Consider the following 23,570-nt stretch of genomic DNA (forward strand, 5'->3'; position numbering starts at 1 on the left):
TCGGGTTCTATATTATTTTAATCCTGTTTTAGTGACTTACATTTTCAACATCCATAGGATTGTGTTTGTGCTTAAATAAAACTGCAAATGCAACGGCAATTATCAATGCGTAAATTGCAAAAGCCAGCCAAATTGTATGCCAGTCTTTCATGAAAATTACTTTACTAAACAATCCATCGGCAGTAATTGAATTCCCTTGACCGGTAACAAATTCCAACATTTTTGGATTAGTCGTTTCTGTTTCCAAGAAACCAGCCAAATCAGTAGTATTATTAAATGATTTTGTAAAATATTTATCAATAGCCCATCCCGAAGTAAAACTTCCTAAAACTGCTCCAAAACCATTGGTCATCATCATAAACAAACCTTGGGCTGAGGAACGATTTTTAGGGTCTGTATTCGTTTCAACAAATAATGATCCTGAGATATTAAAGAAATCAAATGCCATTCCGTAAACCACACAAGACATAATAATCATCCATAAACCACTTGTCGGATTTCCGTAAGCAAATAGTCCAAAACGCAATACCCAAGCAAGCATACTAATCAACATCACTTGTTTGATACCAAAACGTCTTAGAAAAAAAGGAATCGCAAGAATAAATAATGTTTCCGAAATTTGAGAAATTGACATTATAATAGTTGAATATTCCACAACGAACGAATCCGCATATTTTGGAAAATGTTTGAACTCATCTAAGAAAACATCTCCATACGCATTTGTCAATTGCAAAGCGCCTCCTAAAAACATAGAGAAAACAAAAAACAAAGCCATCTTATAATCTGCAAATAATTTAAACGATTCTAACCCTAATGTTTCCATGATAGAAGCATTCTCTTTAGACAAACGTTGCGGCTTACACTTTGGCAAAGTGAAGGAATAAATCCCTAGAAATACTGCCGCTAAACCTGCGATATAAAACTGATATTCTGTTGATTTGTTTCCCGTTAAATTAGTAATCCACATCGCTACAATAAAACCAATTGTTCCCCAAACCCGAATAGGTGGAAAATTTTTAATAATATCTTTATTGTTTAATTTGAGTGCATTATACGATATAGAGTTGCTCAAAGCAATCGTTGGCATGTAAAAACACATCGCCAAAAGCATAATATAGATAAAGGTATTGGGAGTGGTAACTTGAGGAATATAGAATAAAACCGCAGCATATAGAATATGTAGTGTTCCATATAATTTTTCAGCATTTATCCATCTGTCAGCGATAATCCCCGTTAGTGTTGGCATAAATAATGAAGCAATTCCCATAGTCCCAAAAACCAACCCAAATTGAGTTCCTTCCCAGTTTTTTGTGCCAAACCAGTAATTTGCAATGGTAATCAGCCAAGCTCCCCAAACAAAAAACTGAAGAAAGCTCATTATTACCAATCTATTTTTAATTCCCATGAGATGAATTGTTTTTTATTTTTAAAAATTAACAAGGCGTAAATCTACTATTAAAAATGAGATCTGCAAATAATTATGCCGTTTTACTAATTTCATTTACCAATTCCAACACAAGCTCGAATTGTTCCTCACGATTCAAATGCGAATTATCAATTTCTATAGCATCTTCCGCCATAACCAAAGGGGAATCCTTACGGTGCGTGTCAATGTAATCGCGTTCTTCTACATTTGCCAAAACTTCATCAAAAGTTACTGTATCACCTTTTTTAACTAATTCATCGTAACGCCTTTGCGCTCTAGTAGTTGCACTTGCTGTCATGAAAATTTTAAGCTCTGCATCCGGAAAAACTACAGTCCCAATATCTCTTCCGTCCATTACTATTGCTTTGTCTTTTCCCATTTCTTTTTGCTGCTCGACTAATTTGGCACGAACTTCAGAAACTTCAGCTACTTTACTCACAAAACTGGAAACTTCAATCGTTCTGATTTCGGTTTCAACATTTACTTCATTCAAATACATTTCGGCAAAACCTAAATCAGCATTGAATTTGAATTGCAATTTTATATTTGGCAAACTGTTAATTAATGTTTGTTTATCAAAAGAATCCGCATTTATGTAACCGTTTTGCATTGCAAATAAAGCTACGGCACGGTACATTGCCCCAGTATCAACGTAAATATATCCTAAATGATTCGCAAGTTGTTTGGCCAACGTGCTTTTTCCTGTCGATGAAAATCCGTCAATTGCGATGGTAATTTTTTTCAAAATATTATATTTAAATTTTAATAATTAATCAAACTGTCCTTCCATAATTTTCAAAGGAGAAAATTATTCTTGAAAGTTAATGGTTAACCCAAAAAGGCTTGTATTTCCTGCCAATGTGTATCTGGAATACGAATAATTGAATTTCAACTTATTCAATTTAAGTCCGAAACCTAATGAAACTCCCGAAAAATTACGTTGTTCCTGAAGGCGTAATTCCTCTGCTCTTCGAAAATTATATCCCACACGCAAATTAAATGCTTTTTTTGGAAAAAGCTCTACTCCTACTATTACATGTCGCAACGCATTATTTACAAATGAAATTTTTTCTTCAGTCTCAGTTCCGTCAAATGATGATTCTGCCCTGACCGGATTTGAAAAAGCTATATTCCATTGCTGCAAATTTTCCAAAGTAAGATGCCAACGAATAGGCACATTTTCTAATTCTTGCGAAACGCCCGCAATGATTTCGAGTGGCAGCTTTTCGTTTGTACCATTATAAGTAGAAAATTGAGTCCCAATATTTCGAATAGCCAAACCCCAATTCACATCATTTTTTTCATCGATAAAAAGCGCTCCAATATCAATTGCTCCTCCAAAAGAATTATAACTTTCTAAAGTCGAAGATATCAATTTGGCACTGGCTCCAATATGAATGTCGGTATACGGAATATTGTACGCATACCCAAAAGAAAGGGCTATTTCGCTTCCGGTAAATTCCGATGTTGGCTGACCATTCTCGTCATAGCCTTCAAAATTACCATAATTCACATAATTCACTCCAGCCTGAAAAGTTTGCAAATGTCGATCGTAAGTGTAGGCATAAGAAGCCGTTCCATAAGTTACTTCCTTGAAATAGCTTCCATAATTCAAAGCCAAATGGTTGTCCATTTCAGCATTTATGGTTGCTGGATTAAAATGGGCCTGATTGACATCATCATCATAAATAGTGATTACTTTTCCTCCCAGTGCCGCTTGTCTTGGCGAAGTGACCAAATTCAAAAACTGATAGGTATACTTACCTCCTATTTGACTGTAAGACACAGAACAAATGAAAAAAGAGGTGTATAATAAAAGTTTTTTTAACATGCTTTAAAGTGCAACTTATGTAAGGTAAAACGTAAATGCGAAGATAAAATTATAAATACAATAAATGGCAACTTTAAAACCCGTAATTACAAATAAAAATTCCAAATTCTAAGCACTGAAAATCAGGTTTTAGAATTTGGAATTTTAAAATATTGAATTAATTTTTATTTTAAATCCTTGGCATTTTTCACTTTCTGATCAGTCAAAGCATATTTCAATACTTCGCTCATTTCCTTCACATAATGAAAAGAAAGTCCTTCCAGATATTCTGGTTTTATTTCATCAATATCACTTTTGTTTTCGTGACAAAGAATAATTTCTTTGATATTCGCTCTTTTTGCCGCCAAAATCTTTTCTTTGATTCCGCCTACTGGCAAAACTTTCCCACGCAATGTGATTTCTCCTGTCATTGCCAAGTTTTTCTTCACACGTTTTTGTGTAAACAGCGAAACTAATGATGTCAACATTGCAATACCGGCACTTGGACCGTCTTTTGGAGTAGCACCTTCCGGAACGTGCAAGTGAATATTATATTTAGAAAGCATCTCTGAATCCAATCCTAAAAGTTTCGCATTTGCCTTGATATATTCTAAAGCAATGGTTGCTGATTCTTTCATTACCGTACCTAAGTTTCCGGTTATGGTCATAGTTCCTTTTCCAGGAGAAAGCAACGATTCTATAAACAGAATGTCACCCCCAACAGAAGTCCAAGCCAAACCAGTTACCACTCCGGCAACATCATTGTTCTCGTATTTATCTCTTTCCAATCTTGGAACACCAAGTGTTTTTATGATATCTTCGTCGGTAACTTTTTTGTTATACTCCTCTTCCATCGCAACAGATTTGGCTGCATTACGGATTACTTGAGCAATTTTGGCTTCTAAACCACGAACACCAGATTCACGTGTATATCCTTCGACGATTTTCTCTAATTGTTTTTTTCCAATAGTCAAATCTTTAGTTGTCAAACCGTGTTCTTTCAATTGTCTTGGAAACAAATGCTGACGCGCAATTTCTACCTTTTCTTCAATCGTATAGCCTGACATTTTGATGATTTCCATTCTGTCTTTCAACGCAGGTTGAATCGCTGCCATATTATTAGATGTAGCAATAAACATCACTTTAGACAAATCGTACCCCATTTCAAGGAAATTATCATAAAAAGAATTGTTTTGCTCCGGATCTAAAACTTCCAGTAATGCCGAAGATGGATCTCCTTGATTGCTGTTTGATAATTTATCGATTTCATCCAAAACAAAAACTGGATTTGAAGTTCCCGCTTTTTTCAAACTTTGAATGATTCGTCCCGGCATAGCACCAATATACGTTTTTCTATGTCCACGAATCTCCGCTTCATCACGCAAACCACCAAGCGAAATTCTAACGTATTTTCTACCCAAAGCTTCTGCAATAGAGCGTCCAATTGATGTTTTTCCTACTCCCGGAGGTCCCGTCAAACAAATAATAGGAGACTTCATATCATTTCGCAATTTTAAAACTGCCAAATGTTCTATCATTCTTTTCTTGACGTCTTCAAGACCAAAATGGTCTCTGTCCAATATTTTTTGTGCTTTTTTTAAATCGAAATCATCTTTAGAATATTCATTCCAAGGCAATTCCAAGAACAACTCTAAATAGTTTCTTTGAATTCCAAAATCAGGCGCTTGCGGATTCATGCGACGCATTTTAGACAATTCTTTATCGAAATGTTTTTTAGTTTTTTCGTCCCAGTTTTTAGTCAAAGACTTCTGCAACATTTCGTCCATTTCTTCTTCCTGAGAAACGCCACCCAATTCTTCCTGAATGGTTTTCATTTGTTGATGAAGAAAATATTCGCGTTGTTGTTGGTCTAAATCAAAACGAACTTTAGATTGAATGTCATTTTTCAATTCGAGTTTTTGCAACTCTATATTCATATAACGCAACGTTTCTAAAGCTCTGCCTTTTAATTCATTAATCGCTAACAAATCTTGTTTCTCTTCAACAGACAAGTTCATATTAGAAGTAACAAAATTGATCAAGAAGGATTGACTTTCAATATTTTTGATGGCAAAGGTTGCTTCGCTTGGAATATTTGGACTTTCTTTAATGATTTGAATCGCTAATTCTTTGATTGAATCCAGAATTGCTACAAATTCAGTATCGTTTTTCTTAGGTCTTTTTTCAGGAACTTCCTTGATTTTTGCAGTAATGTATGGCGTTTCAGAAACAACTGAATCAATTTCAAAACGCTTTTTACCTTGAAGAATTACAGTGATATTACCATCAGGCATTTTTAGCACACGTAAAATGCGGGCTACAGTTCCTATTGCATGAATATCGTCTTTGGTTGGATCTTCGTCTTCTTCATTTTTTTGAGCAACAACTCCTATCGTTTTACCGGCAGCATTAGCGTCATTGATTAATTTTATTGATTTATCTCGCCCAGCAGTAATTGGTATTACAACCCCAGGAAATAAAACCATATTCCGTAACGGTAAAATAGCCAATGATTCCGGTAAAGCCTCATTATTCATTTCCTCCTCATCTTCAGGAGTCAAAAGTGGAATTAAATCTGCTTCTGAATCAAATTCCTGAAGTGACAGATTGTCAATAGTAAGTATTTTATGATTTGACATATATTATTTAAGTCTTTTTGTCATTAAAAATTTTCATTTATTAAGCAAATATAAGGATCATGCCGTTTATTTTGAATAAAATCGACATCTGACATGTATAATTCACTTCCTACTAAAAGAGACAATCATTATGCCAAAATAAAAATTAAATCTGTTTATTCTTTGGCAAAAAAACAATGATTCTAAGGTTAGAATAATTTTATAATTTAAATAATATTGAACTCTATTTTAAAAAAATATAATTTAGTTTTATAAAAGTGTAACAAACGTGAAAAGGTCGAGTCCTTATAATAAACTAAAATCAGCTGTTTGAGTTTAACCAACCATAATATCGAAGAATTAATCTTGCTCTGCAGGCAAAAAAATCAAAAAGCACAGTGTGAACTTTACAATCGCTATGCAAAAGCGATGTATAATGTGTCCTTTCGTATTGTCAAAGATGTTCATTTTGCAGAAGATGTTATGCAGGAAGGTTTTTTAAAAGCATTCACTAAGATAAACGACTATAAACAAGAAGTTGCTTTTGGTGCTTGGTTAAAAAGAATAGTCGTGAACTGTAGTATCGATTTTTACAAAAAAAATAATCAATTCAAACCGGAAGACTTTGATACTACACTTTATAAAATTGAAGAAAAAGAAACGGTTTTAACTGAAATTATAGATTTCAATGAGTTAAAAGTAAAACAAATTTTAGAGGTCATCAACTCCCTGAAATATAATTACAGAATGGTTTTGACTCTTTTTTTCATCGAAGGTTATGACCAAGAAGAAATCAGCGAAATACTTAATATCAGTTATGCCAATTGCAGAACTACACTCAGCAGAGCCAAGGATTGTTTAAGAAAAAAACTAGAGGAAATATGAAAAAGGAAAATAAAAAACTAGACAAATTATTTGACAAATTTGAAAATCAATGGGACATTGAGACTATTGAAAATCATCATGAGGAACGGTTTTTAAAAAAATTAAAATCTAAGAAATCGAATTGGAAACGTTTCGTTTCTATTGGAATCGCTGCTTCTATCGTAGTTATGTTGGGACTTTCAATCTTCAATACTACTCCTAAAAAAACAGAAGAATTGCGATTTGCATCAAAAGAAACTAAACAAACAGATTCTATTTTTACCGTTTTAATTGAAAATGAATTAGAAAAAATAAGAGAGAAAAAATCACCTGAAAATGAAAAAATAATTTCCGATGCACTCAAACAAATGAGAACATTAGATAGTGATTATGAAAAAATAATTAAGGAATTAGAAACAAATGGAGAAAGCAAGCAAATTATTTATGCGATGATCAGCAATCTTCAAACCCGAATTTCTTTTTTACAAAATGTACTGTTACACATTGAAAACAATGAAAAATTAAAAAATATTTCTGATGAAAAAACAATTTAAACTACTCCTATTATTCGTTTTAATTCCATTTTTAGGATTTTCCAATGATCCTGATTATATCCATACCAAACAAAAAAATATTAAAAAAGCTTATTTCGTAAACTCGGATGCTGGTCTTTATATTGATAACTCATACGGCAATATTTCAGTAACAACTTGGGACGAAGATAAAACCGAATTGGATATTGTAATAAAAGTGAGTGGTGATAACGAAAATTGGGTCAACCAGCGCATCAACGATATTGATGTTGATATAATTGCACTGAAAGGGATGATTACTGCAAAAACCATTTTAGGAAACTCCAGTTATAAGAGTAATGGCAAAAACAATAGTTTTCAAATTAATTATACGCTCAAAATACCAAAAAATGGAAGTGTAAAACTTCATAATAAATATGGAAATATCACTACATCTGACTTGTTTTCTGATGCTGAAATTAAATGTAAATATGGCAAAATAGCTTTAGGCAGATTATCCGGAAACTCCAGTAACATCCTAGTAGAATATTGTTCCAACTCAAGTATTTCATTTTTAAAAAATGCTACTGTTACAGCAAAGTATTCGAATTTGAAAATTGGAGAAGTTGCAAAACTCGATTTAGCTTCTGATTATACGGATGTAGATATTCAAGAAAGTGATGTTGTTAAATACATCAGTAAATACGGAAATATTAAAATTCAAAATGTAAAATCATTAGACGCAACCGGAAATTATCTAACACTTAAAATAGGTGAATTATCCAATAATTTAAAACTGTCCACAAAATACAGCAATGTAACTATTGGAACTATTAATGCGAAAGCCAACACTGTAACTATTGCAGCTGGTTACACGGGATTAAACATTGGATTTGATGCTAATTATGCTTTTGATTTTAATGTGACTGTAAAATATGCCAATTTTAAATATGACAATGAATTAGAAGTAAATTCTAAAGAAGACTCAAACAACTTAAAAAAATACAGTGGTTTTTATAAGAAAAGAGGAGTTAACAATGTCTCTATAATTTCAGATTACGGAAATGTAATACTAGTAAAAAAACAATAATCTTAAAGCTTTATTTATGAAAAATTCAATCAAATTATTTGTTAGTTGTTCACTATTACTAACTACAATGGCTAATGCGCAATGGTCATCCAATGAAAAAATAAAAGGAAATGGAAAAGTAACTTCTGAAAAAAGAAGCACCGCTTCGTATGATGAAATTGCAATAACAGGATTTTTTGATGTCGAATTAGTTTCCGGAAAAGAAGGAAATATTACGATAAAAGGGGAAGAAAACTTATTGTCTTACATTAAAGTCGAGGTTGTCGATCAGGTATTAAAAATTTCTACTGAAAAGAACAAATATATCAGCGTAAGCAAAGGACAACAAATTATCATAACTGTACCTTTCGAGAGTATAAATCAAGTTTCTTTGACTGGTTCTGGTGATGTAATGACTAAAAATAGCATTAAAACGAAATCATTTTCAGCTAAATTGACCGGTTCAGGTGATATGAAATTAGATGTTGAAGCAAATGACTTTGATGTTAATTTAAGTGGTTCAGGAGATATAGTTCTTGCTGGGAAAACTGAAAACTTCAACAGTAATTTAAATGGTTCCGGTGATATTGATGCCGGTGATTTGAAAGCTAAAAACGCTAAGATTACCATTTCTGGTTCAGGAGACAGTAAAGTTTTTTGCAGTGAAAGTCTTCATGCCAGAGTTTCTGGTTCAGGAGATATTGAATACATTGGAGACCCAAAGAAAAAAGATACGAAAGTAAATGGCTCAGGAGCTATATCGAGAGCCTAATTTTAAAAATAATAACTATTATGAAGGTGTTTTATTAATTTAAAACGCCTTTTTTTGGCACTCTTTTTAATAACAGAATACCCACAACAAAGAATACACCAAGAAATACAATTGCTAACCTTGGACTTCCAGTGATTTGATCGATAATTCCATAGATACACATTCCTATAACAATTCCTATTTTTTCAGCAACATCAAAGAAACTAAAAAAGGAAGCTGTATCATCTGTTTCAGGTAATAATTTAGAATAAGTTGAACGTGATAAAGCTTGAATTCCGCCCATTACAAGTCCTGCAATTCCTGCCATAACATAAAAATGTATTGGCAAAGTAATAAAAAATGCAATTGCACAAAATACGGCCCAAATACAGTTAATCACAATTAACGTTGGAATATTTCCGAATTTTTCTGAGGCTCTTGAAGTGATAACTGCTCCCAAAACAGCAACTAATTGTATGATCAAAATACAAATAATTAAACCCGTAGTACTTTCAGCTTTAGAGGACCAAGCAATTTCTTGTGCTCCAAAATAAGTGGCAACTAGCATTACCGTTTGTACGGCCATACTGTACACAAAAAAACTTCCTAAATACCGTCTTAATGCAATATTTTCTTTCAATAAAAACCAAACTTTTTTCAACTCTCTAAAACCGTTAAATACAACATGATGTGTTACTTTACGGTCGGCGTTTTTATTCCCTTTTGGCAAATAATAGTACGTATATTGACTGAATAATATCCACCAAACTCCAACCATAACAAATGAATATCGCATGGCTTTCATGGCTGCTTCTCCATCAGTTCCAGTAATTCCAAAAAGTTTTGGTTTCATGATCATCGCTAAATTGATAATCAATAAAATAACACTTCCAATGTATCCAAATGAATATCCCTTGGCGCTAATTTTATCTTGTTGCTCTACAAAAGCGATGTCCGGTAAATAAGAGTTATAAAAAACTAAACTTCCCCAATACCCAATCAATCCAAAAAAATAAAATGCCAATCCAATGTATATATGTTCAAGATTAAACCAATACAATCCCATACAAGAAAGCGCTCCCAGGTAGCAAAAGAATTTCATAAATGATTTTTTATCCCCCACATAATCTGCAATACCAGACAATAAAGGCGAAATAAAAGCCACTAATAAAAATGCTAAAGCCGTAACAAAGCTAATTAAAGCTGAATTTTTTAGATGCAAGCCAAAAACATCAATGTAGTGATCACGCTCAGAAAACAAAGCTTCATAAAAAATAGGAAATACTGCAGATGCAATGGTAAGTGTATAAACTGAATTTGCCCAATCATAAAAAGCCCAAGCGTTTAATAATTTTTTACTTCCTTTTTCTAAATCTGCCATGTTTATTTTTTTAGGATACGAATTTATTTATTTTTTGCTAAGAACGATATAAAAAGTAAATATTTATGCATTAACAAATCATTAATGAATAAAGAGATGCATAATAATTATAACTCATATTCAAAAAAAAACAGGCTATCCATTTTAAGGACAACCTGTTTAGATATTTTATAATAAGTTACTATTTGTAAATAACACCAACTTTAGCCGCTAAAGCTTTTGCTTCCGGTATTAATGCTTTTAGATTTGCAATTCTGGTAGCATCAGATGGGTGTGTACTTAAAAATTCCGGCGGTGCTTGTCCTGAAGATTGTGCAGCCATTCTTTGCCAAAAAGTAATCGACTCATCTGGGTTATACCCTGCAATTGCCATTAAAGTAAGTCCTATTTTATCTGCTTCAGTTTCATGTCCTCTACTAAAAGGAAGCATTGCACCGTACTGGGTCGTTACACCATAAGCTTGTTGCCAGATTTGTTGATTCTCTTCGCTCTTACCTCCGGTAGCTACAGCAACTCCTACAGCCCCTAATTGTTGTAATTGAGCTGCACTCATACGTTGTGCTCCATGATTGGCTAATGCGTGAGAAACTTCATGTCCCACTACCGTTGCTAAACCTGCATCATTTTTAGTGATTGGTAAAATACCGGAATAAACAACAATTTTTCCTCCGGGCATACACCAAGCATTCACCTCTTTATTGTCGATTAATTTATACTCCCAACGATAATCTTGCAAATATTGATTTTGCCCTAAATAGGTCAAATATTTTTCTGCAGCAGCTTTAATTCGCAAACCAACTGTCTCTACTTTTTTAGCTTCAGCAGTTCCGGTAATTACCTTATTTTCTTTTAAGAAAGTACCATATTGTTGAAACGATGTTGGAAACAATTCAGTGTTTGAAACAATATTAAAATTTTTTTTCCCTGTTATAGGATTCGTTGCACAAGAATAAACTAATCCTACTGCAAAAATCCCTACTATTAAATGCTTTTTCATAATTTTAGATTTTAAATATTAAACAAAAATACAATTATTATAAACATTTAAATTTACATAATTAAATGTAAAAGTATCAACTTTTTTGTTATTCACCAGTAATATGAAAAGCCGTAAACCCTTTATCAACAATTAAGTAACCTTCATTTTCGAAAGTATTTTTATCAAATGACACTTCTACATTGTCAATTTCAATCATTTTAACTTTAAATGGCAATCCTATAAGATTTATTTTATATTTGGAATAATTCGTATCGTATTTTCCTTCTTTATGTAACTGAACAATCAGTTCTTTCTCTTTTCCAGTTGTTTGAAACGATAAGAAGCTGTATCTCCCTTTTTTATAATCATACCCATCTTGGGCATCTTCATAAACAACTGATTTTTCTTTTCCTTCTTTGTAGTAAATATCTAATGTTAACTCATCAAATTCTAACTCTCCAACATATTGCTGAACAGGATATTTAGGAATGATTGCCCCTGCTTTTACAAAAATTGGAATCTGATCAAATTTAGTTTCTACCCAAATTTCTTTTCCTCCTTTAACTTCTTCGTTGGTCCAATAATTATACCATTGACCACGAGGAATATACATCCTTCTGCCTAAAGCATTTGGCTCTAAAATTGGACAAACTAATATTTGATTACCAAAAACAAATTCGTCATTTCTGTAATGCGTTTGAATATCGTCCTGATCATAATACACTAATGGCTTCAACATAGGAATTCCTTCCTCAATATATTGCCAAAACATTGTATATAAATAGGGTAATAATTGATATCTCAAATTGACAAATTTTCTGGTGATATCGATAACTTCTTCATCAAAAGCCCATGGCTCCTGATCTCCGTGATCTCCAGAAGAGTGTGTTCTGCAAAAAGGATGAAAAACACCTAATTGAATCCAACGTGCATATAATTCACCCGAAGGCTGTTCAGCAAATCCACCAATATCTGATCCTGTGAAACCCATTCCCGAAATAGACATGCGCTGCACTTGAATATTTGCAATCCATAAATGTTCCCAAGTCGCAACATTATCTCCTGTCCAAGAAGACGTGTAGCGTTGTGCTCCAGCGTATGCTGATCTTGTTATTACAAAAGGCCTTTTTGGATATGCAAATCGTTTCACACCGTGATACGTTGCCCTCGCCATTTGTGTACCGTAAATATTGTGTGCTTTTCTATGACTGCAAGGATTTCCATCGTAATCATGGCGTACATCCATAGGAAACGTTTTATTAGGAACCTCCATAACCGCAGGTTCATTCATATCGTTCCACACTCCTTTTACTCCAATATCTGAAATTAATTCTTTGAATAATCCCGCCCACCATTCTCTTACTGCTGGATTTGTATAATCCGGAAAATTACATTCTCCAGGCCAAACTTTCCCTTTCATGTATGGACCATCAGCTCTTTTACAGAAATAATCTTTTTCTAAAGCTTCTTTATATATAGCGTATTCTTTGTCAATTTTTATTCCCGGATCAATAATAACCACTGTTTTAAAACCGTCTTCGGCTAATTCAGCCACCATTCTTTTTGGATCTGGGAAATATTCTTTGTTCCAAGTGAAACATCGAAAACCTTCCATATAATCAATATCTAGATACAGTGCATCACATGGAATTTTCAACTCTCTAAATTTTGCGGCAACTTCTTTTAAATTACTTTCCGGATAATAACTCCATTTACATTGGTGGTATCCAAGTGCCCAAAGTGGCGGTAATTCAGGTTTTCCGGTCAAATCAGTATAGGTAGTAACAACATCTTGCATTTGTGGTCCGTAAATGAAATAGTAATTCATTTCTCCACCTTCTGCCCAATAACTCGTTACGTTTCTTCTTTCATGACAAAAATCAAAATAGGTTCTAAACGTATTATCAAAGAAAATTCCATAAGATTGTTTGTTTTGTAATCCAATGTAAAACGGAACTACTTTATACAACGGTTCCTGGTCTTTTTGAAAAGCATATTGATCCGTCGCAAAATTTTCCAGTCTCTTACCTTTCAAATTCATTTGTGTTGCTTTATCGCCAAGTCCGTAAAAGCATTCCCCATCTTTTGAAGCCTTACTCATTTTTACGATATTCCCCCCGTATTCATAGCTTTCTTCCCAATGGAAACCCAATTCATCCTCTAAAATAATATTGTCCTCCACATCAAAAATAGACAACCTCATATCTATTTTTTGAATTCTACATTTTACTTTACTGGTTTTTATCTGATAATAATCCTCTAATTCAGAAACCTCAAGAAAATTATATCCATGAGAATGACTTTTATCAACTGCGTAAGAAAAATCGTTGCTAAAATACCCTTTAGTAGTAAATCTAAACCGGATTAAACTATCTCTTAATACGGTTACTTTTAATATGACACTATTATCGGTATGAAAAAATATTGAATCTACTTCATGCTCAAAAGAAGTTATTTTTGTGGGATATAAATCGCCTTTATATTCTAATTCTGTATTTGTAATCATTTTATATGGTATTAATTTTTATCTTTTCTTAGAACTCAAACTTACAAAATTACTTTGTAAACAGTTATATATGTGGGTTTTATTCGCGAAAACGTTATAGTGTATTTTAATATAAAAATCAACTATATATAATAATGGTTTCCATTATAAATGAAAACCATTAGTTATTCTTATTTTAAAAAAAGAACCCTTTTATACTTATGAAATTTTAAAAACGGTTACACTTAATGGCGGTAAAAGCAACTCTGTCGAATAATCTCTTCCATCGTAAGGCATAGCTTCAATTACTATTTTTTTAGCGTTAGAAACTCCGCTTCCTCCATAATTTGCAGCATCACTATTAAAAATCTCTGTCAATTTTCCTTTTTTAGGCAAACCAATTCGGTAATTAGAGCGCACCACTTGAGTGAAATTACACACTACAATTACATCCTCTTTTGGGTCATTTCCTTTACGAATAAAAGACATCACCGCATTTTGATGATCGGAGTAATTAATCCATTCAAAACCTTCCGGACTGAATTGTTTTTCATGCAAAGCAGGTTGTGTTTTATACAATTTATTCAAATCGGTAATCAATAGTTTTACTCCTTCATGATACGGATATTGCAACAAATGCCAATCTAAACTTCCTTCAAAATTCCACTCACTACTTTGTCCAAATTCACTTCCCATAAACAACAATTTAGTTCCGGGATGCATAAACATGTAGCCATATAGTAATCTTAAATTCGCAAATTTTTGCCATTCATCACCTGGCATTCTTCCTGCTATCGATTTTTTCCCATATACTACTTCGTCATGCGAAAGCGGTAACATGAAATTTTCTGAAAAGGTATAGGTCATCGAAAAAGTCAAATCATTTTGATGGTACTTTCTATACACCGTATCTTTTTGAAAATATTCTAAAGTATCGTGCATCCAACCCATCATCCATTTCATCCCAAAACCTAAACCACCAACAGATGTAGGTCTGGAAACCATTGGAAAAGAAGTACTTTCCTCTGCTATAGTTTGAGCACCTTCATAATTTAGATAAACGGCTTCATTGAATTCTTTAAGGAAACTAATCGTGTCCAGATTTTCTCTACCTCCGTAAATATTGGGTTCCCATTCACCATCATTTCTGGAATAATCCAAATACAACATCGAGGCAACTGCATCAACACGCAAAGCATCTGCATGATAATGATGTAGCCAAAATAATGCATTACTGATTAAGAAGGAACGAACTTCATTTCGTCCGTAATTAAAAACTAAACTTTTCCAATCCGGATGATAGCCTTTTCTACGATCAGGATGTTCAAAAAGATTCGATCCGTCAAAAAATCCTAAACCATGGGCGTCATCTGGAAAATGAGAAGGAACCCAGTCCAGAATTACTCCAATTCCAGCTTCATGTAATTTATCTACTAAATGCATGAATTCTTGCGGATTCCCAAAACGAGAAGTTGGCGCAAAATATCCTACCAATTGATACCCCCAAGAAGGATCATAAGGGTATTCCATAATTGGCATAAACTCCACGTGAGTAAAACCCGTTTCTTTTACATAATTCACTAAATCTTCGGCAAATTCTACATAGGTCAAAAAACGATTTCCTTCTGTATGGCGTTTCCAAGAACCTAAATGGACTTCATAAACAGAATAAGGTTTGTCTAAACCATTATGATTTTGACGCGTTTTCATCCAGTTTTGGTCTTTCCATTTATACTCTAAATCCCAAACTACTGATGCCGTATGTGGCGGTTTTTCGCAATAAAAAGCAAACGGATCGGCTTTCTCTGTTATTATCCCACCATTATTGGATTGTATTTTATATTTATAGGTTGTCCCCTTTTTGATGTTTGGAATAAATCCTTCCCAAATACCGGAAGAATCCCAACGGACTTGCAACAGATGCTCTCCTTGTGTCCAAAAATTGAACTCTCCAACAACCGATACCGAATGAGCCGTAGGAGCCCAAACGGCAAAATAAACACCATCTACTCCGTCAACCGTTATAAGATGTGCGCCTAGTTTTTCGTACAGCCGGAAATGTTTCCCTGATTTGAATAAATCGATATCAAAATCGGTAAAAAGGGAATGCGAGATAACTTTACTCATATAACAATTGTATAATTCTATTTTTAGAAAAAGAATAGAATATTATTTTTAATAAAAAACAGTTTATAAATTTATTTTATGATGTAATTATCCGGTATAACTGCTCCTTTTTTAATAACAACAATTCCGTCTTTAATGGCATACAATTCATTCGAAAAATCTTCTAAATGACTTCCTCCATTGATGTAAACATCATTACCAATTCTGCAATTTTTATCTACAAGAGCATTGTTTATAAAGCATCTTTCCCCAATACCAATCAATTGTTTACTGCTTTTAACGTCCTCATTCATATCATCAATATTCTGATAGAAATCATTCCCCATAACATAACAATTTTGAATGATAGTTCCCTCACCTATTCTGGATCTGATACCAATAACAGAATGGTTTATTTCTTTGGCATTCAAAATACAGCCTTCGGAAATTAATGATTTATCAATCATTGTTTTTTGAAATTTTGAAGGAGGCAATAATCTTGGTCTGGTATAAATTTTATTATTGTTATCGAATAAATTAAATTTAGGTAAATCTTCAGTCAGTCCAATATTCGCTTCAAAAAAAGAATCAATATTACCAATATCAGTCCAATATCCTTCATATTGGTAACTTAATATCTTTTTATTCCCTACCGCTTGTGGTATAATTTCTTTACCAAAATCTTTGGTTTCTTTGTTTGACATTATATCAACCAACAGTTTTTTGTTGAAGATATAAATTCCCATTGAAGCTAAATAATGCTTGCCTTCGCTCTTCATTTGCTCGCTCACATCCGATTCCCAGTCTGGCAACAATTCCTTGGCAGGTTTTTCAATGAAAGATTCAATACAGCTTTCGGAGTTTGTTTTTAATATTCCAAATTCAGGAGCATCTTTTGCATTTACAGGCAAAGTAGCAATTGTAATATCGGCCTCTCTCTTGATATGTTCTTCTAGCATATCGTTGAAATCCATTTGATACAATTGATCTCCGGAAAGAATCAAAGCATAATCAAAATCATGGTTCAGGAAATGAGGCATACACTGTCTTACAGCATCGGCCGTACCTTGAAACCAAGTTGGATTGTCTGGAGTTTGCTCTGCAGCAAGAATATCAACAAAAGCATGGCTAAAAATACTAAAATTATAAGTGTTCTTTATATGGGCATTTAAAGAAGCAGAGTTGAATTGCGTCAGTACAAACATTCTATAAATATCTGAATTCATACAATTTGAAATTGGAATATCGACCAATCTATATTTACCTCCTATTGGCACAGCAGGTTTAGACCTTGTTTCTGTCAATGGATATAATCTGGATCCTTGTCCTCCACCTAAAATAATTGCAATAACATTTTTCTTTTTAGCTTTCATTTTTTGTTAATTATTAAATTGTACATTTCTATATATTCCAGGCAAACTCTTTCCCAAGAATGATCAGTACTCATTCCTTTTTTTATAATTTTATTTAAATGTTTTTTATCTTCATACAAATTTACTGCCCTTTGAATCGAATAACAAACATCGTCAACAGTTGCTTGGTCGTGACAAATTCCGTTTCCATCATCTCCAAAATCAATGACTGTATCTCTCAGTCCTCCTGTTCTTCTTACGATAGGTATTGTACCATAGCGCAACGAGTACATCTGGTTTAAACCACAAGGTTCCACTCTTGAAGGCATTAATAAAAAATCAGAACCTGCATAAATCAAGTGAGCTAATTCCTCATTGTATCCAATAAATGTATTGTAATTCCCTTTGTAATCAGCTAATAAAGCGTTCAATTGATTCTCAATAGCTGTATTTCCTGAACCTAAGATTAAAATATTAATTTGTTGAAAATTTTCAGATAAAGCTAGCGCTGCAGCATGAGGCAATAAATCGCCTCCTTTTTCTTCTAATAACCTACCAATAAAACTAAAAAGTGGTTTTGTTGGATCCAAATTAAAAAGCTTGCATAATTTTTCTTTATTTTCTTGCTTTCCTTTTTCGAAATTTTTAATCGAATAGTTTTTTTCTAACATCGCATCTTTAGCAGGATCCCAGACTTCGATATCAATTCCGTTCAAAATACCTCTGGATTTATAGCGAACCAGATTAAATAACATTTCTAAACCATTAGCCGAATAATTAATCTCATTCAGGTAATTAGGAGAAACTGTGGTAACTGCCCAAGCGCATTTTATGGCTACTGCCAATGAATTGATGCAATTATCCCATTCTAAAACTTTGACATGGGCCAAATCAAATTCTGGCAAATAATACAATTTATCAAAACCAAACTGCCCTTGATACAAACCATTATGAATGGTAATCATGGAAGGAATATTTTGGAGTTTTTCGTATTTATGACTATACAACATCATAAATGGAATCAAACCAGTATGATGATCATGACAGTTAATTACATCTGGAACTTCATTTCTACCTATAATCCAATCCAAAGTGGCGATTTGAAAAGATAAAAAGCGTTCAATATCATCTTGATATCCATAAACATCTTTTCTATCAAATAATTCCTGGATTTCAACCAAATACAATTCAAATCCTAACTTATCCGTTTTTTCTTTGAGAACACTAAAAGGAAAATTAAAATTCCCCAATTTCACATGCCCCCAATGAACGCATTCAAAATCATTTTCTTTTTTGAATTTTGTATCATAACAAGGTATCACTACCCGCACTTGATGTCCTGCATTATTTTGATATTTTGGCAATGCACCCACAACATCAGCTAAACCGCCTACTTTAGCTACCGGGTAACACTCTGCACTGATATGAAATATTTCCATTTATGAAATTTTGGTGTTTTTAGTTAATACGAATTATTTAATATTTCCGCCTTTTATGTTAATCCAAACAAAAAACTTTATAAAAAATACTACTTTTATGTTTTTCTAAATTTACTAAAAAAATTATAATATAATTACACGCTTGAAAATTTATTGAAATGACAAAAAAAACTTCTAATCATACCCAATCATTGAAAATTCCTAGGATTATCTTATTAACCAGTAAATTAATCTCTTTTATTTCTCCAAAACTAATTACACTATTTGCTGCTAAACTCTTTACAACACCCATAAAACATAAAATTCCAAAAAGAGAATTAGAAATGGATCGCAATAGCATTCAAAAATTAATCCCAGTTCCTGCAATTGATAAAGAGGTTCTTTTGTATCAATATGGAAAAAGTGAGAAGAAAGTTTTATTGGTTCACGGTTGGTCGGGACGCGGAACACAATTATTCAAAATAGCCGATGAACTGCTTAAAGCAGGATATTCCACTATTAGTTTTGATGCACCAGCTCATGGAAAATCACCCGGAAAAACTACCATTATGGTCGATTTCATCGCTACAATTTTAGAAATAGACAAACAATTGGGACCATTTGAAGCAGCAATTGGCCATTCATTAGGAGGAATGTCCGTTTTGAATGCTATCAAAAAAGGATTAAAAGTAAATCATGCCGTAGTTATTGGCAGTGGGGATATTGTGGAAGATATTATGGATGATTTTGTAGCAAAATTAGAATTGAAACCAATAATAAGCACTCTTTTACGTTTGCATTTCGAGAAAAAATACCAAGAAAAAATGAATAGCTATTCTGCTTTTTTAGCGGCCAAAGAAATTGCTATTCCAGTTTTGGTAATCCATGATAACAATGACCCAGAAGTTCCTGTAAAGGCCGGAATTCACATTCATAAATATTTGAAAAACGGAGAGTTATTATTAACCGATGGATTAGGACATCGAAAAATTCTAGGAAATCATAAAGTAATTGAAAAAACAGTTCAATTCATTCAAAATAAATAACTGTATTACAATATTATACATAAAATAAAAAATTTAAAATCATGAAATATCCTGCAGAAAAAACCGAACAAGAATGGAAAGAACAATTAGGTGAGGAACGCTACCGAATTCTTCGCCAAAAAGGGACTGAATACCCTCACACCGGAACCTATAATTTGCATTATGAAAAAGGAACATATTGCTGTGGTGCTTGTGGAGAGCCTTTATTCGAAAGTAACTCTAAATTTGATGCGCATTGCGGTTGGCCATCATTTGATGAATCCATTCCAGGAAAAGTACAATACATTTCCGATACGACACATGGCATGAAACGTACTGAAATTCTTTGCGCTAATTGCAGCAGCCATTTAGGGCATGTATTTGATGACGGACCTACAAAAACCGGACAACGCTATTGTGTGAACTCTTTATCTGTTGATTTTAAAGAATAAAGCTATGAATTTATTTGAAAATGCTACTGATTGGACTACAAATTTAGAACCAATTCTAACCAAATATAAAGGAAGAAAACACCCCCTTGAGTATCATAATTTATATCAACTTATGGTGATGGTCGTTTTATCCGCACAGGATTCTGATGCCAATATTAATAAAATTGCCCCTATCCTATTTGAAGCATATCCTAACATGGAAAGTTTAGCTGTTTCCAATGTGGAAGCACTAATTCCGCACATTTCAAAAGTCAGGAATTTTGGAACCAAAGCCAAGTGGCTTATAGAAATAGCGCAAACCATACAAAAAGATGAAAATATTCCACTTACTATGGACGGTTTGGTTGCCTTAAAAGGAATCGGACGAAAATCAGCCAATGTAATTCTTCGCGAAGCAAAAATTCCGGCTGAAGGAATTATCGCTGATTTACATGTTATTAGGGTTGCACCCAGAATTGGATTAATCCCAGAAACCAAAGACGGAATCAAAGCCGAAAAACAGCTAATGCAAGTATTACCAAAAGAAATTTGGGGAGAAATCGGGATGGCTATTTCATTTTTAGGAAGAGAAATTTGTCGGCCACAGCCTAAATGTCCGGAATGTCCAATTAACTCCATTTGTGAATATTATAAAAATATAAAAGGGTAAAAAGCGATTCACTCTTTACCCTTTTAAATATTTTTTAATCTAATTTATTACAAAAAAGAAGGTTTCAAAGCTGGTTTTAAGCGCTTTTTAGAAGCTTGCTCATAAGCATAACCTAATCCTATTAATTGTCCCTCAGCATAGGGAGTTCCGAAAAAAGATAAACCAACAGGAAGATCATAAACCATCCCATTAGGAACCGTAATATGTGGATATCCACTTGCCGCAGCAGGAGATGTCAAAGAATATCCTCCCCAACGATCACCGTAAATCACATCAATACTACAAGCAGGTCCCATCGTTATTCCACAAATGGCATCCAGCTTATTTTCTTTAAAAACAGTATCTAAAATACCTTTACTACCTTCAAAACTAACAGTTAATGCATCTACATATTTTTTATCATCCAATCCTTTTTTAAGGTTAGAACTCTCTAGTGTTTCTTGTTTAAAATAAGGCATTGCTTTATCTTCATTACCAGTATTAAAATCAATGACCTCTTTTAAATTTTTTACTTTTGCATTGGCTGTAGCCAAATAATTGTTCAATCCGTCTTTAAATTCATACTGTAAAATTTCAAATTCGGCTTGACCCAAAGCATTAATTTTATCCAAATAGTCAATTTCGATAATGACAGCTCCTTGCTTTTTTAGAAGTTTAATGGCATCGTCTAAAAGTACATTAATATATTTATTATTTCCTTGTGGCTTTTTCTCAATCCCAATGCGCTTGCCTTTCAATGCATTTACATCTAAAAAAGTGGTATAATCCTTCTGCGCTTTTCCTTTGCTTTCAAGCGTTATAGCATCATCTTGGTCAACAGCTGCCATTGCGCCTAATAAAATAGCCGCATCGGTTACAGTTCTCGCCATAGGACCAGCTGTATCTTGTGTTCTTGAAATTGGAATAATTCCAGATCGACTAACCAAACCTACAGTTGGTTTAATGCCTACAATTCCATTTACCGAAGCCGGACAAACAATAGAACCATCCGTCTCGGTTCCAACAGCAACTACACAAAGATTCGCTGACACAGCAGTTCCGGAACCCGCACTGGAACCACATGGATTATGATCTAAAATATATGGGTTTTTAGTCTGACCGCCTCTGCTGCTCCATCCGGAACACGATTGGGTAGAACGAAAATTTGCCCATTCACTCAAATTGGTTTTTCCAATGATTATTGCGCCGGCCTCTCTCAATTTTTGTACTACAAAAGCATCTTTTGAAGCAATATTTCCTGCCATTGCCAAAGATCCCGCAGTTGTTTGCATTTTATCCGCTGTATCGATGTTATCTTTTATTAAAACTGGAATTCCATGTAAAGGTCCTCTGCTTTTACCAGCTTTCAACTCTTTATCCATAGTCACTGCAATAGCAACTGCGTCAGGATTGACTTCTATAACAGAATTCAATTGAGGTCCATTTTTATCTATAGCTTCAATACGTTTTAAATATAATTGTACTAATTGTTCCGAAGTATATTTTCCAGAAGCTAATTTTTCTCTTAAACTGACGATGGTTTCTTCATCCAATTCAAAGATCGCATTGGAATCTTCAACTGATACTGAATCTTCTTCCTTTTTAGTACCAGAAGTACAGCCTGTAATCAAAAGTGTGGTAAGACCTGCAGACGCTAAAGTTGCAGTAGTTAAAAAAGATCTTCTTTTCATAGATTAATTGTTTTTTGGATAACGATTTATTAAACAATTAACTAAAGTACTTTTTTTTCACCAAATGCAATAAACTATTAAGTGGAACAAACGTTAAAGTTTAATAATTTATCAACAACTTCTTAAATATCTAAAATGAACCGTTAATTATAAACTAAACTTTATTACTTCTAAAAACAGCATTATATGAGAAGTATTTATCTTCATCAAAGATGAAAATATTAAATACTTATCATTTCAATGAACATTGCCTTTCAAAAATGTTAACTCCACAAATGCAGTACGCTTCGAGTAAACATTTGTAAAATATAACTATCATAGAATGAGTTATGATACAAAAATCAAATAAATGATGAGAATTCTTTATTTTTAAAACAAAAAAACTTCAGTCAGCGTTAGCCAATTGAAGTTTTTGTACTCAGAGCGGGACTTGAACCCGCACGAACATTGCTGTTCACTGGATTTTAAGTCCAGCGTGTCTACCAATTTCACCATCCGAGCATTTTGTGATACCTCCAGGGATCGAACCAGGGACACATGGATTTTCAGTCCATTGCTCTACCATCTGAGCTAAGGTACCAGTATACTTTTCTTACAATGAAGAAATATGAATAAAAAACCCCGTTCATAAGAACGGGGTTTTCAAAGAAAGGCGACGACATACTCTCCCACATAACTGCAGTACCATCTGCGCAGGCGGGCTTAACTACTCTGTTCGGGATGGGAAGAGGTGAGCCCCGCCGCAATAACCACCTTAAGAGGTTATAATTGCTTTGGGCAATTATTGTAACAATTAACAATTTATCATTGATAATTAATCACATAATATCTTAACATACTGAGATAAAGAAAATAAAAAGTTTTTCCTGAACTTGATTCAGGATCTAAGAAAGTTTCTTCTCCCGTCCCGAAAGACGGGAGAAAAGCGTACATAAGCTTACGGGTTATTAGTACTACTCGACTATGACATTACTGCCTTTACATCTATAGCCTATCAACGTGG

The 23,570-nt window shown here is 33.5% G+C and carries 18 protein-coding genes, 2 tRNA genes and 1 rRNA gene; 7 read left to right on the plus strand and 14 right to left on the minus strand.

What is annotated here, in order from left to right; all coding sequences use genetic code 11:
- Positions 1-28 precede the first annotated feature (28 nt).
- The 4 genes from QLS31_RS04310 to lon all read right to left on the minus strand — a co-directional run bounded on the left by QLS31_RS04310 (position 29) and on the right by lon (position 5,875).
- Complete coding sequence (locus QLS31_RS04310; RefSeq protein ID WP_282718395.1) at positions 29-1,405, minus strand: nucleoside permease; 1,377 nt, start codon at positions 1,403-1,405, stop codon at positions 29-31.
- Positions 1,406-1,478: 73 nt separating this feature from the next.
- The gene (gene cmk / locus QLS31_RS04315; RefSeq protein WP_282742852.1) at positions 1,479-2,171 is read right to left on the minus strand and encodes a (d)CMP kinase; all 693 of its coding nucleotides are present in this window, start codon (positions 2,169-2,171) and stop codon (positions 1,479-1,481) included.
- A gap of 63 nt (positions 2,172-2,234) precedes the next feature.
- Positions 2,235-3,257 (minus strand): type IX secretion system protein PorQ, encoded by a 1,023-nt coding sequence (porQ, locus tag QLS31_RS04320; protein WP_282742853.1) that lies wholly within the window; start codon positions 3,255-3,257, stop codon positions 2,235-2,237.
- Between the two features lie 164 nt (positions 3,258-3,421).
- Positions 3,422-5,875 (minus strand): endopeptidase La, encoded by a 2,454-nt coding sequence (gene lon, locus QLS31_RS04325; protein ID WP_282742854.1) that lies wholly within the window; start codon positions 5,873-5,875, stop codon positions 3,422-3,424.
- Positions 5,876-6,184: 309 nt separating this feature from the next.
- On the opposite strand from lon, the gene QLS31_RS04330 reads away from it, so the two are divergent.
- From QLS31_RS04330 to QLS31_RS04345, 4 genes are read left to right on the plus strand one after another with little or no spacing between them, the layout of a single operon-like run.
- Positions 6,185-6,739, plus strand: a complete 555-nt coding sequence (locus QLS31_RS04330) for an RNA polymerase sigma factor (RefSeq protein ID WP_282742856.1) — start codon at positions 6,185-6,187, stop codon at positions 6,737-6,739.
- Positions 6,736-7,272 (plus strand): anti-sigma factor, encoded by a 537-nt coding sequence (locus tag QLS31_RS04335; RefSeq protein ID WP_099716329.1) that lies wholly within the window; start codon positions 6,736-6,738, stop codon positions 7,270-7,272. The genes QLS31_RS04330 and QLS31_RS04335 overlap by 4 nt, the downstream gene beginning before the upstream one ends.
- Entirely contained in the window at positions 7,256-8,320 is a 1,065-nt protein-coding gene (locus QLS31_RS04340) for a hypothetical protein (RefSeq protein WP_282742859.1), read from the plus strand. The genes QLS31_RS04335 and QLS31_RS04340 overlap by 17 nt, the downstream gene beginning before the upstream one ends.
- 16 nt (positions 8,321-8,336) lie before the next feature.
- A complete protein-coding gene (locus QLS31_RS04345; protein ID WP_282742860.1) occupies positions 8,337-9,071 on the plus strand; it encodes a head GIN domain-containing protein in 735 nt (244 codons plus the stop codon).
- 34 nt (positions 9,072-9,105) lie between these two features.
- Here the strand turns inward: QLS31_RS04345 and QLS31_RS04350 are convergent, their stop codons facing one another.
- The 6 genes from QLS31_RS04350 to QLS31_RS04375 all read right to left on the minus strand — a co-directional run bounded on the left by QLS31_RS04350 (position 9,106) and on the right by QLS31_RS04375 (position 18,792).
- A complete protein-coding gene (locus tag QLS31_RS04350) occupies positions 9,106-10,431 on the minus strand; it encodes an MFS transporter (protein WP_282742862.1) in 1,326 nt (441 codons plus the stop codon).
- Between the two features lie 181 nt (positions 10,432-10,612).
- Positions 10,613-11,428, minus strand: coding sequence for a M48 family metallopeptidase (locus QLS31_RS04355; protein ID WP_282742864.1), 816 nt, complete (start codon positions 11,426-11,428; stop codon positions 10,613-10,615).
- 88 nt (positions 11,429-11,516) lie between these two features.
- Positions 11,517-13,916 (minus strand): glycoside hydrolase family 31 protein, encoded by a 2,400-nt coding sequence (locus QLS31_RS04360; RefSeq protein WP_282742866.1) that lies wholly within the window; start codon positions 13,914-13,916, stop codon positions 11,517-11,519.
- A 198-nt stretch (positions 13,917-14,114) separates the two neighbouring features.
- On the minus strand, positions 14,115-16,022 hold the full coding sequence (glgB, locus tag QLS31_RS04365) for a 1,4-alpha-glucan branching protein GlgB (protein WP_282742868.1): 1,908 nt from the start codon (positions 16,020-16,022) through the stop codon (positions 14,115-14,117).
- Between the two features lie 71 nt (positions 16,023-16,093).
- A complete protein-coding gene (locus tag QLS31_RS04370; RefSeq protein WP_282742869.1) occupies positions 16,094-17,374 on the minus strand; it encodes a glucose-1-phosphate adenylyltransferase in 1,281 nt (426 codons plus the stop codon).
- On the minus strand, positions 17,371-18,792 hold the full coding sequence (locus QLS31_RS04375; RefSeq protein ID WP_282742872.1) for a glycogen synthase: 1,422 nt from the start codon (positions 18,790-18,792) through the stop codon (positions 17,371-17,373). The genes QLS31_RS04370 and QLS31_RS04375 overlap by 4 nt, the downstream gene beginning before the upstream one ends.
- A gap of 158 nt (positions 18,793-18,950) precedes the next feature.
- Between QLS31_RS04375 and QLS31_RS04380 the strand changes: the two genes are divergently transcribed.
- Genes QLS31_RS04380 through nth form a run of 3 tightly spaced genes read left to right on the plus strand, consistent with a single transcriptional unit; the run spans position 18,951 to position 20,897 of the window.
- Positions 18,951-19,817, plus strand: a complete 867-nt coding sequence (locus QLS31_RS04380; protein ID WP_282742874.1) for an alpha/beta hydrolase — start codon at positions 18,951-18,953, stop codon at positions 19,815-19,817.
- A 41-nt stretch (positions 19,818-19,858) separates the two neighbouring features.
- Positions 19,859-20,248, plus strand: a complete 390-nt coding sequence (gene msrB / locus QLS31_RS04385; RefSeq protein WP_282742876.1) for a peptide-methionine (R)-S-oxide reductase MsrB — start codon at positions 19,859-19,861, stop codon at positions 20,246-20,248.
- Between the two features lie 4 nt (positions 20,249-20,252).
- Positions 20,253-20,897 carry an endonuclease III gene (gene nth, locus QLS31_RS04390; protein WP_282742878.1) on the plus strand — a complete coding sequence of 215 codons (645 nt, stop codon included), beginning with the start codon at positions 20,253-20,255 and terminating at the stop codon, positions 20,895-20,897.
- A 47-nt stretch (positions 20,898-20,944) separates the two neighbouring features.
- On the opposite strand, the gene QLS31_RS04395 is transcribed toward nth, so the two are convergent.
- The 4 genes from QLS31_RS04395 to rrf form a co-directional block, all read right to left on the minus strand.
- Entirely contained in the window at positions 20,945-22,567 is a 1,623-nt protein-coding gene (locus QLS31_RS04395) for an amidase (protein ID WP_282742880.1), read from the minus strand.
- 415 nt (positions 22,568-22,982) lie between these two features.
- Positions 22,983-23,068 (minus strand) — tRNA-Leu (locus QLS31_RS04400).
- 6 nt (positions 23,069-23,074) lie between these two features.
- A tRNA-Phe gene (locus tag QLS31_RS04405) sits at positions 23,075-23,147 on the minus strand.
- Between the two features lie 67 nt (positions 23,148-23,214).
- Positions 23,215-23,324: ribosomal RNA gene (gene rrf / locus QLS31_RS04410) — 5S ribosomal RNA — on the minus strand.
- Positions 23,325-23,570 lie beyond the last annotated feature (246 nt).

Origin of the sequence: Flavobacterium sp. XS2P24, assembly GCF_030010285.1 — a bacterium.
Classification (GTDB): domain Bacteria; phylum Bacteroidota; class Bacteroidia; order Flavobacteriales; family Flavobacteriaceae; genus Flavobacterium; species Flavobacterium algoritolerans.

What these genes read in the sequence shown, in the direction of transcription:
- QLS31_RS04310 (WP_282718395.1), bottom strand. Translation starts at nt 1,405, where the DNA reads ATGGGAATTAAAAATAGATTGGTAATAATGAGCTTTCTTCAGTTTTTT.
- porQ (WP_282742853.1), bottom strand. Translation starts at nt 3,257, where the DNA reads ATGTTAAAAAAACTTTTATTATACACCTCTTTTTTCATTTGTTCTGTG.
- lon (WP_282742854.1), bottom strand. Translation starts at nt 5,875, where the DNA reads ATGTCAAATCATAAAATACTTACTATTGACAATCTGTCACTTCAGGAA.
- QLS31_RS04335 (WP_099716329.1), top strand. Translation starts at nt 6,736, where the DNA reads ATGAAAAAGGAAAATAAAAAACTAGACAAATTATTTGACAAATTTGAA.
- QLS31_RS04340 (WP_282742859.1), top strand. Translation starts at nt 7,256, where the DNA reads ATGAAAAAACAATTTAAACTACTCCTATTATTCGTTTTAATTCCATTT.
- QLS31_RS04345 (WP_282742860.1), top strand. Translation starts at nt 8,337, where the DNA reads ATGAAAAATTCAATCAAATTATTTGTTAGTTGTTCACTATTACTAACT.
- QLS31_RS04350 (WP_282742862.1), bottom strand. Translation starts at nt 10,431, where the DNA reads ATGGCAGATTTAGAAAAAGGAAGTAAAAAATTATTAAACGCTTGGGCT.
- QLS31_RS04355 (WP_282742864.1), bottom strand. Translation starts at nt 11,428, where the DNA reads ATGAAAAAGCATTTAATAGTAGGGATTTTTGCAGTAGGATTAGTTTAT.
- QLS31_RS04360 (WP_282742866.1), bottom strand. Translation starts at nt 13,916, where the DNA reads ATGATTACAAATACAGAATTAGAATATAAAGGCGATTTATATCCCACA.
- glgB (WP_282742868.1), bottom strand. Translation starts at nt 16,022, where the DNA reads ATGAGTAAAGTTATCTCGCATTCCCTTTTTACCGATTTTGATATCGAT.
- QLS31_RS04370 (WP_282742869.1), bottom strand. Translation starts at nt 17,374, where the DNA reads ATGAAAGCTAAAAAGAAAAATGTTATTGCAATTATTTTAGGTGGAGGA.
- QLS31_RS04375 (WP_282742872.1), bottom strand. Translation starts at nt 18,792, where the DNA reads ATGGAAATATTTCATATCAGTGCAGAGTGTTACCCGGTAGCTAAAGTA.
- QLS31_RS04380 (WP_282742874.1), top strand. Translation starts at nt 18,951, where the DNA reads ATGACAAAAAAAACTTCTAATCATACCCAATCATTGAAAATTCCTAGG.
- msrB (WP_282742876.1), top strand. Translation starts at nt 19,859, where the DNA reads ATGAAATATCCTGCAGAAAAAACCGAACAAGAATGGAAAGAACAATTA.
- nth (WP_282742878.1), top strand. Translation starts at nt 20,253, where the DNA reads ATGAATTTATTTGAAAATGCTACTGATTGGACTACAAATTTAGAACCA.
- QLS31_RS04395 (WP_282742880.1), bottom strand. Translation starts at nt 22,567, where the DNA reads ATGAAAAGAAGATCTTTTTTAACTACTGCAACTTTAGCGTCTGCAGGT.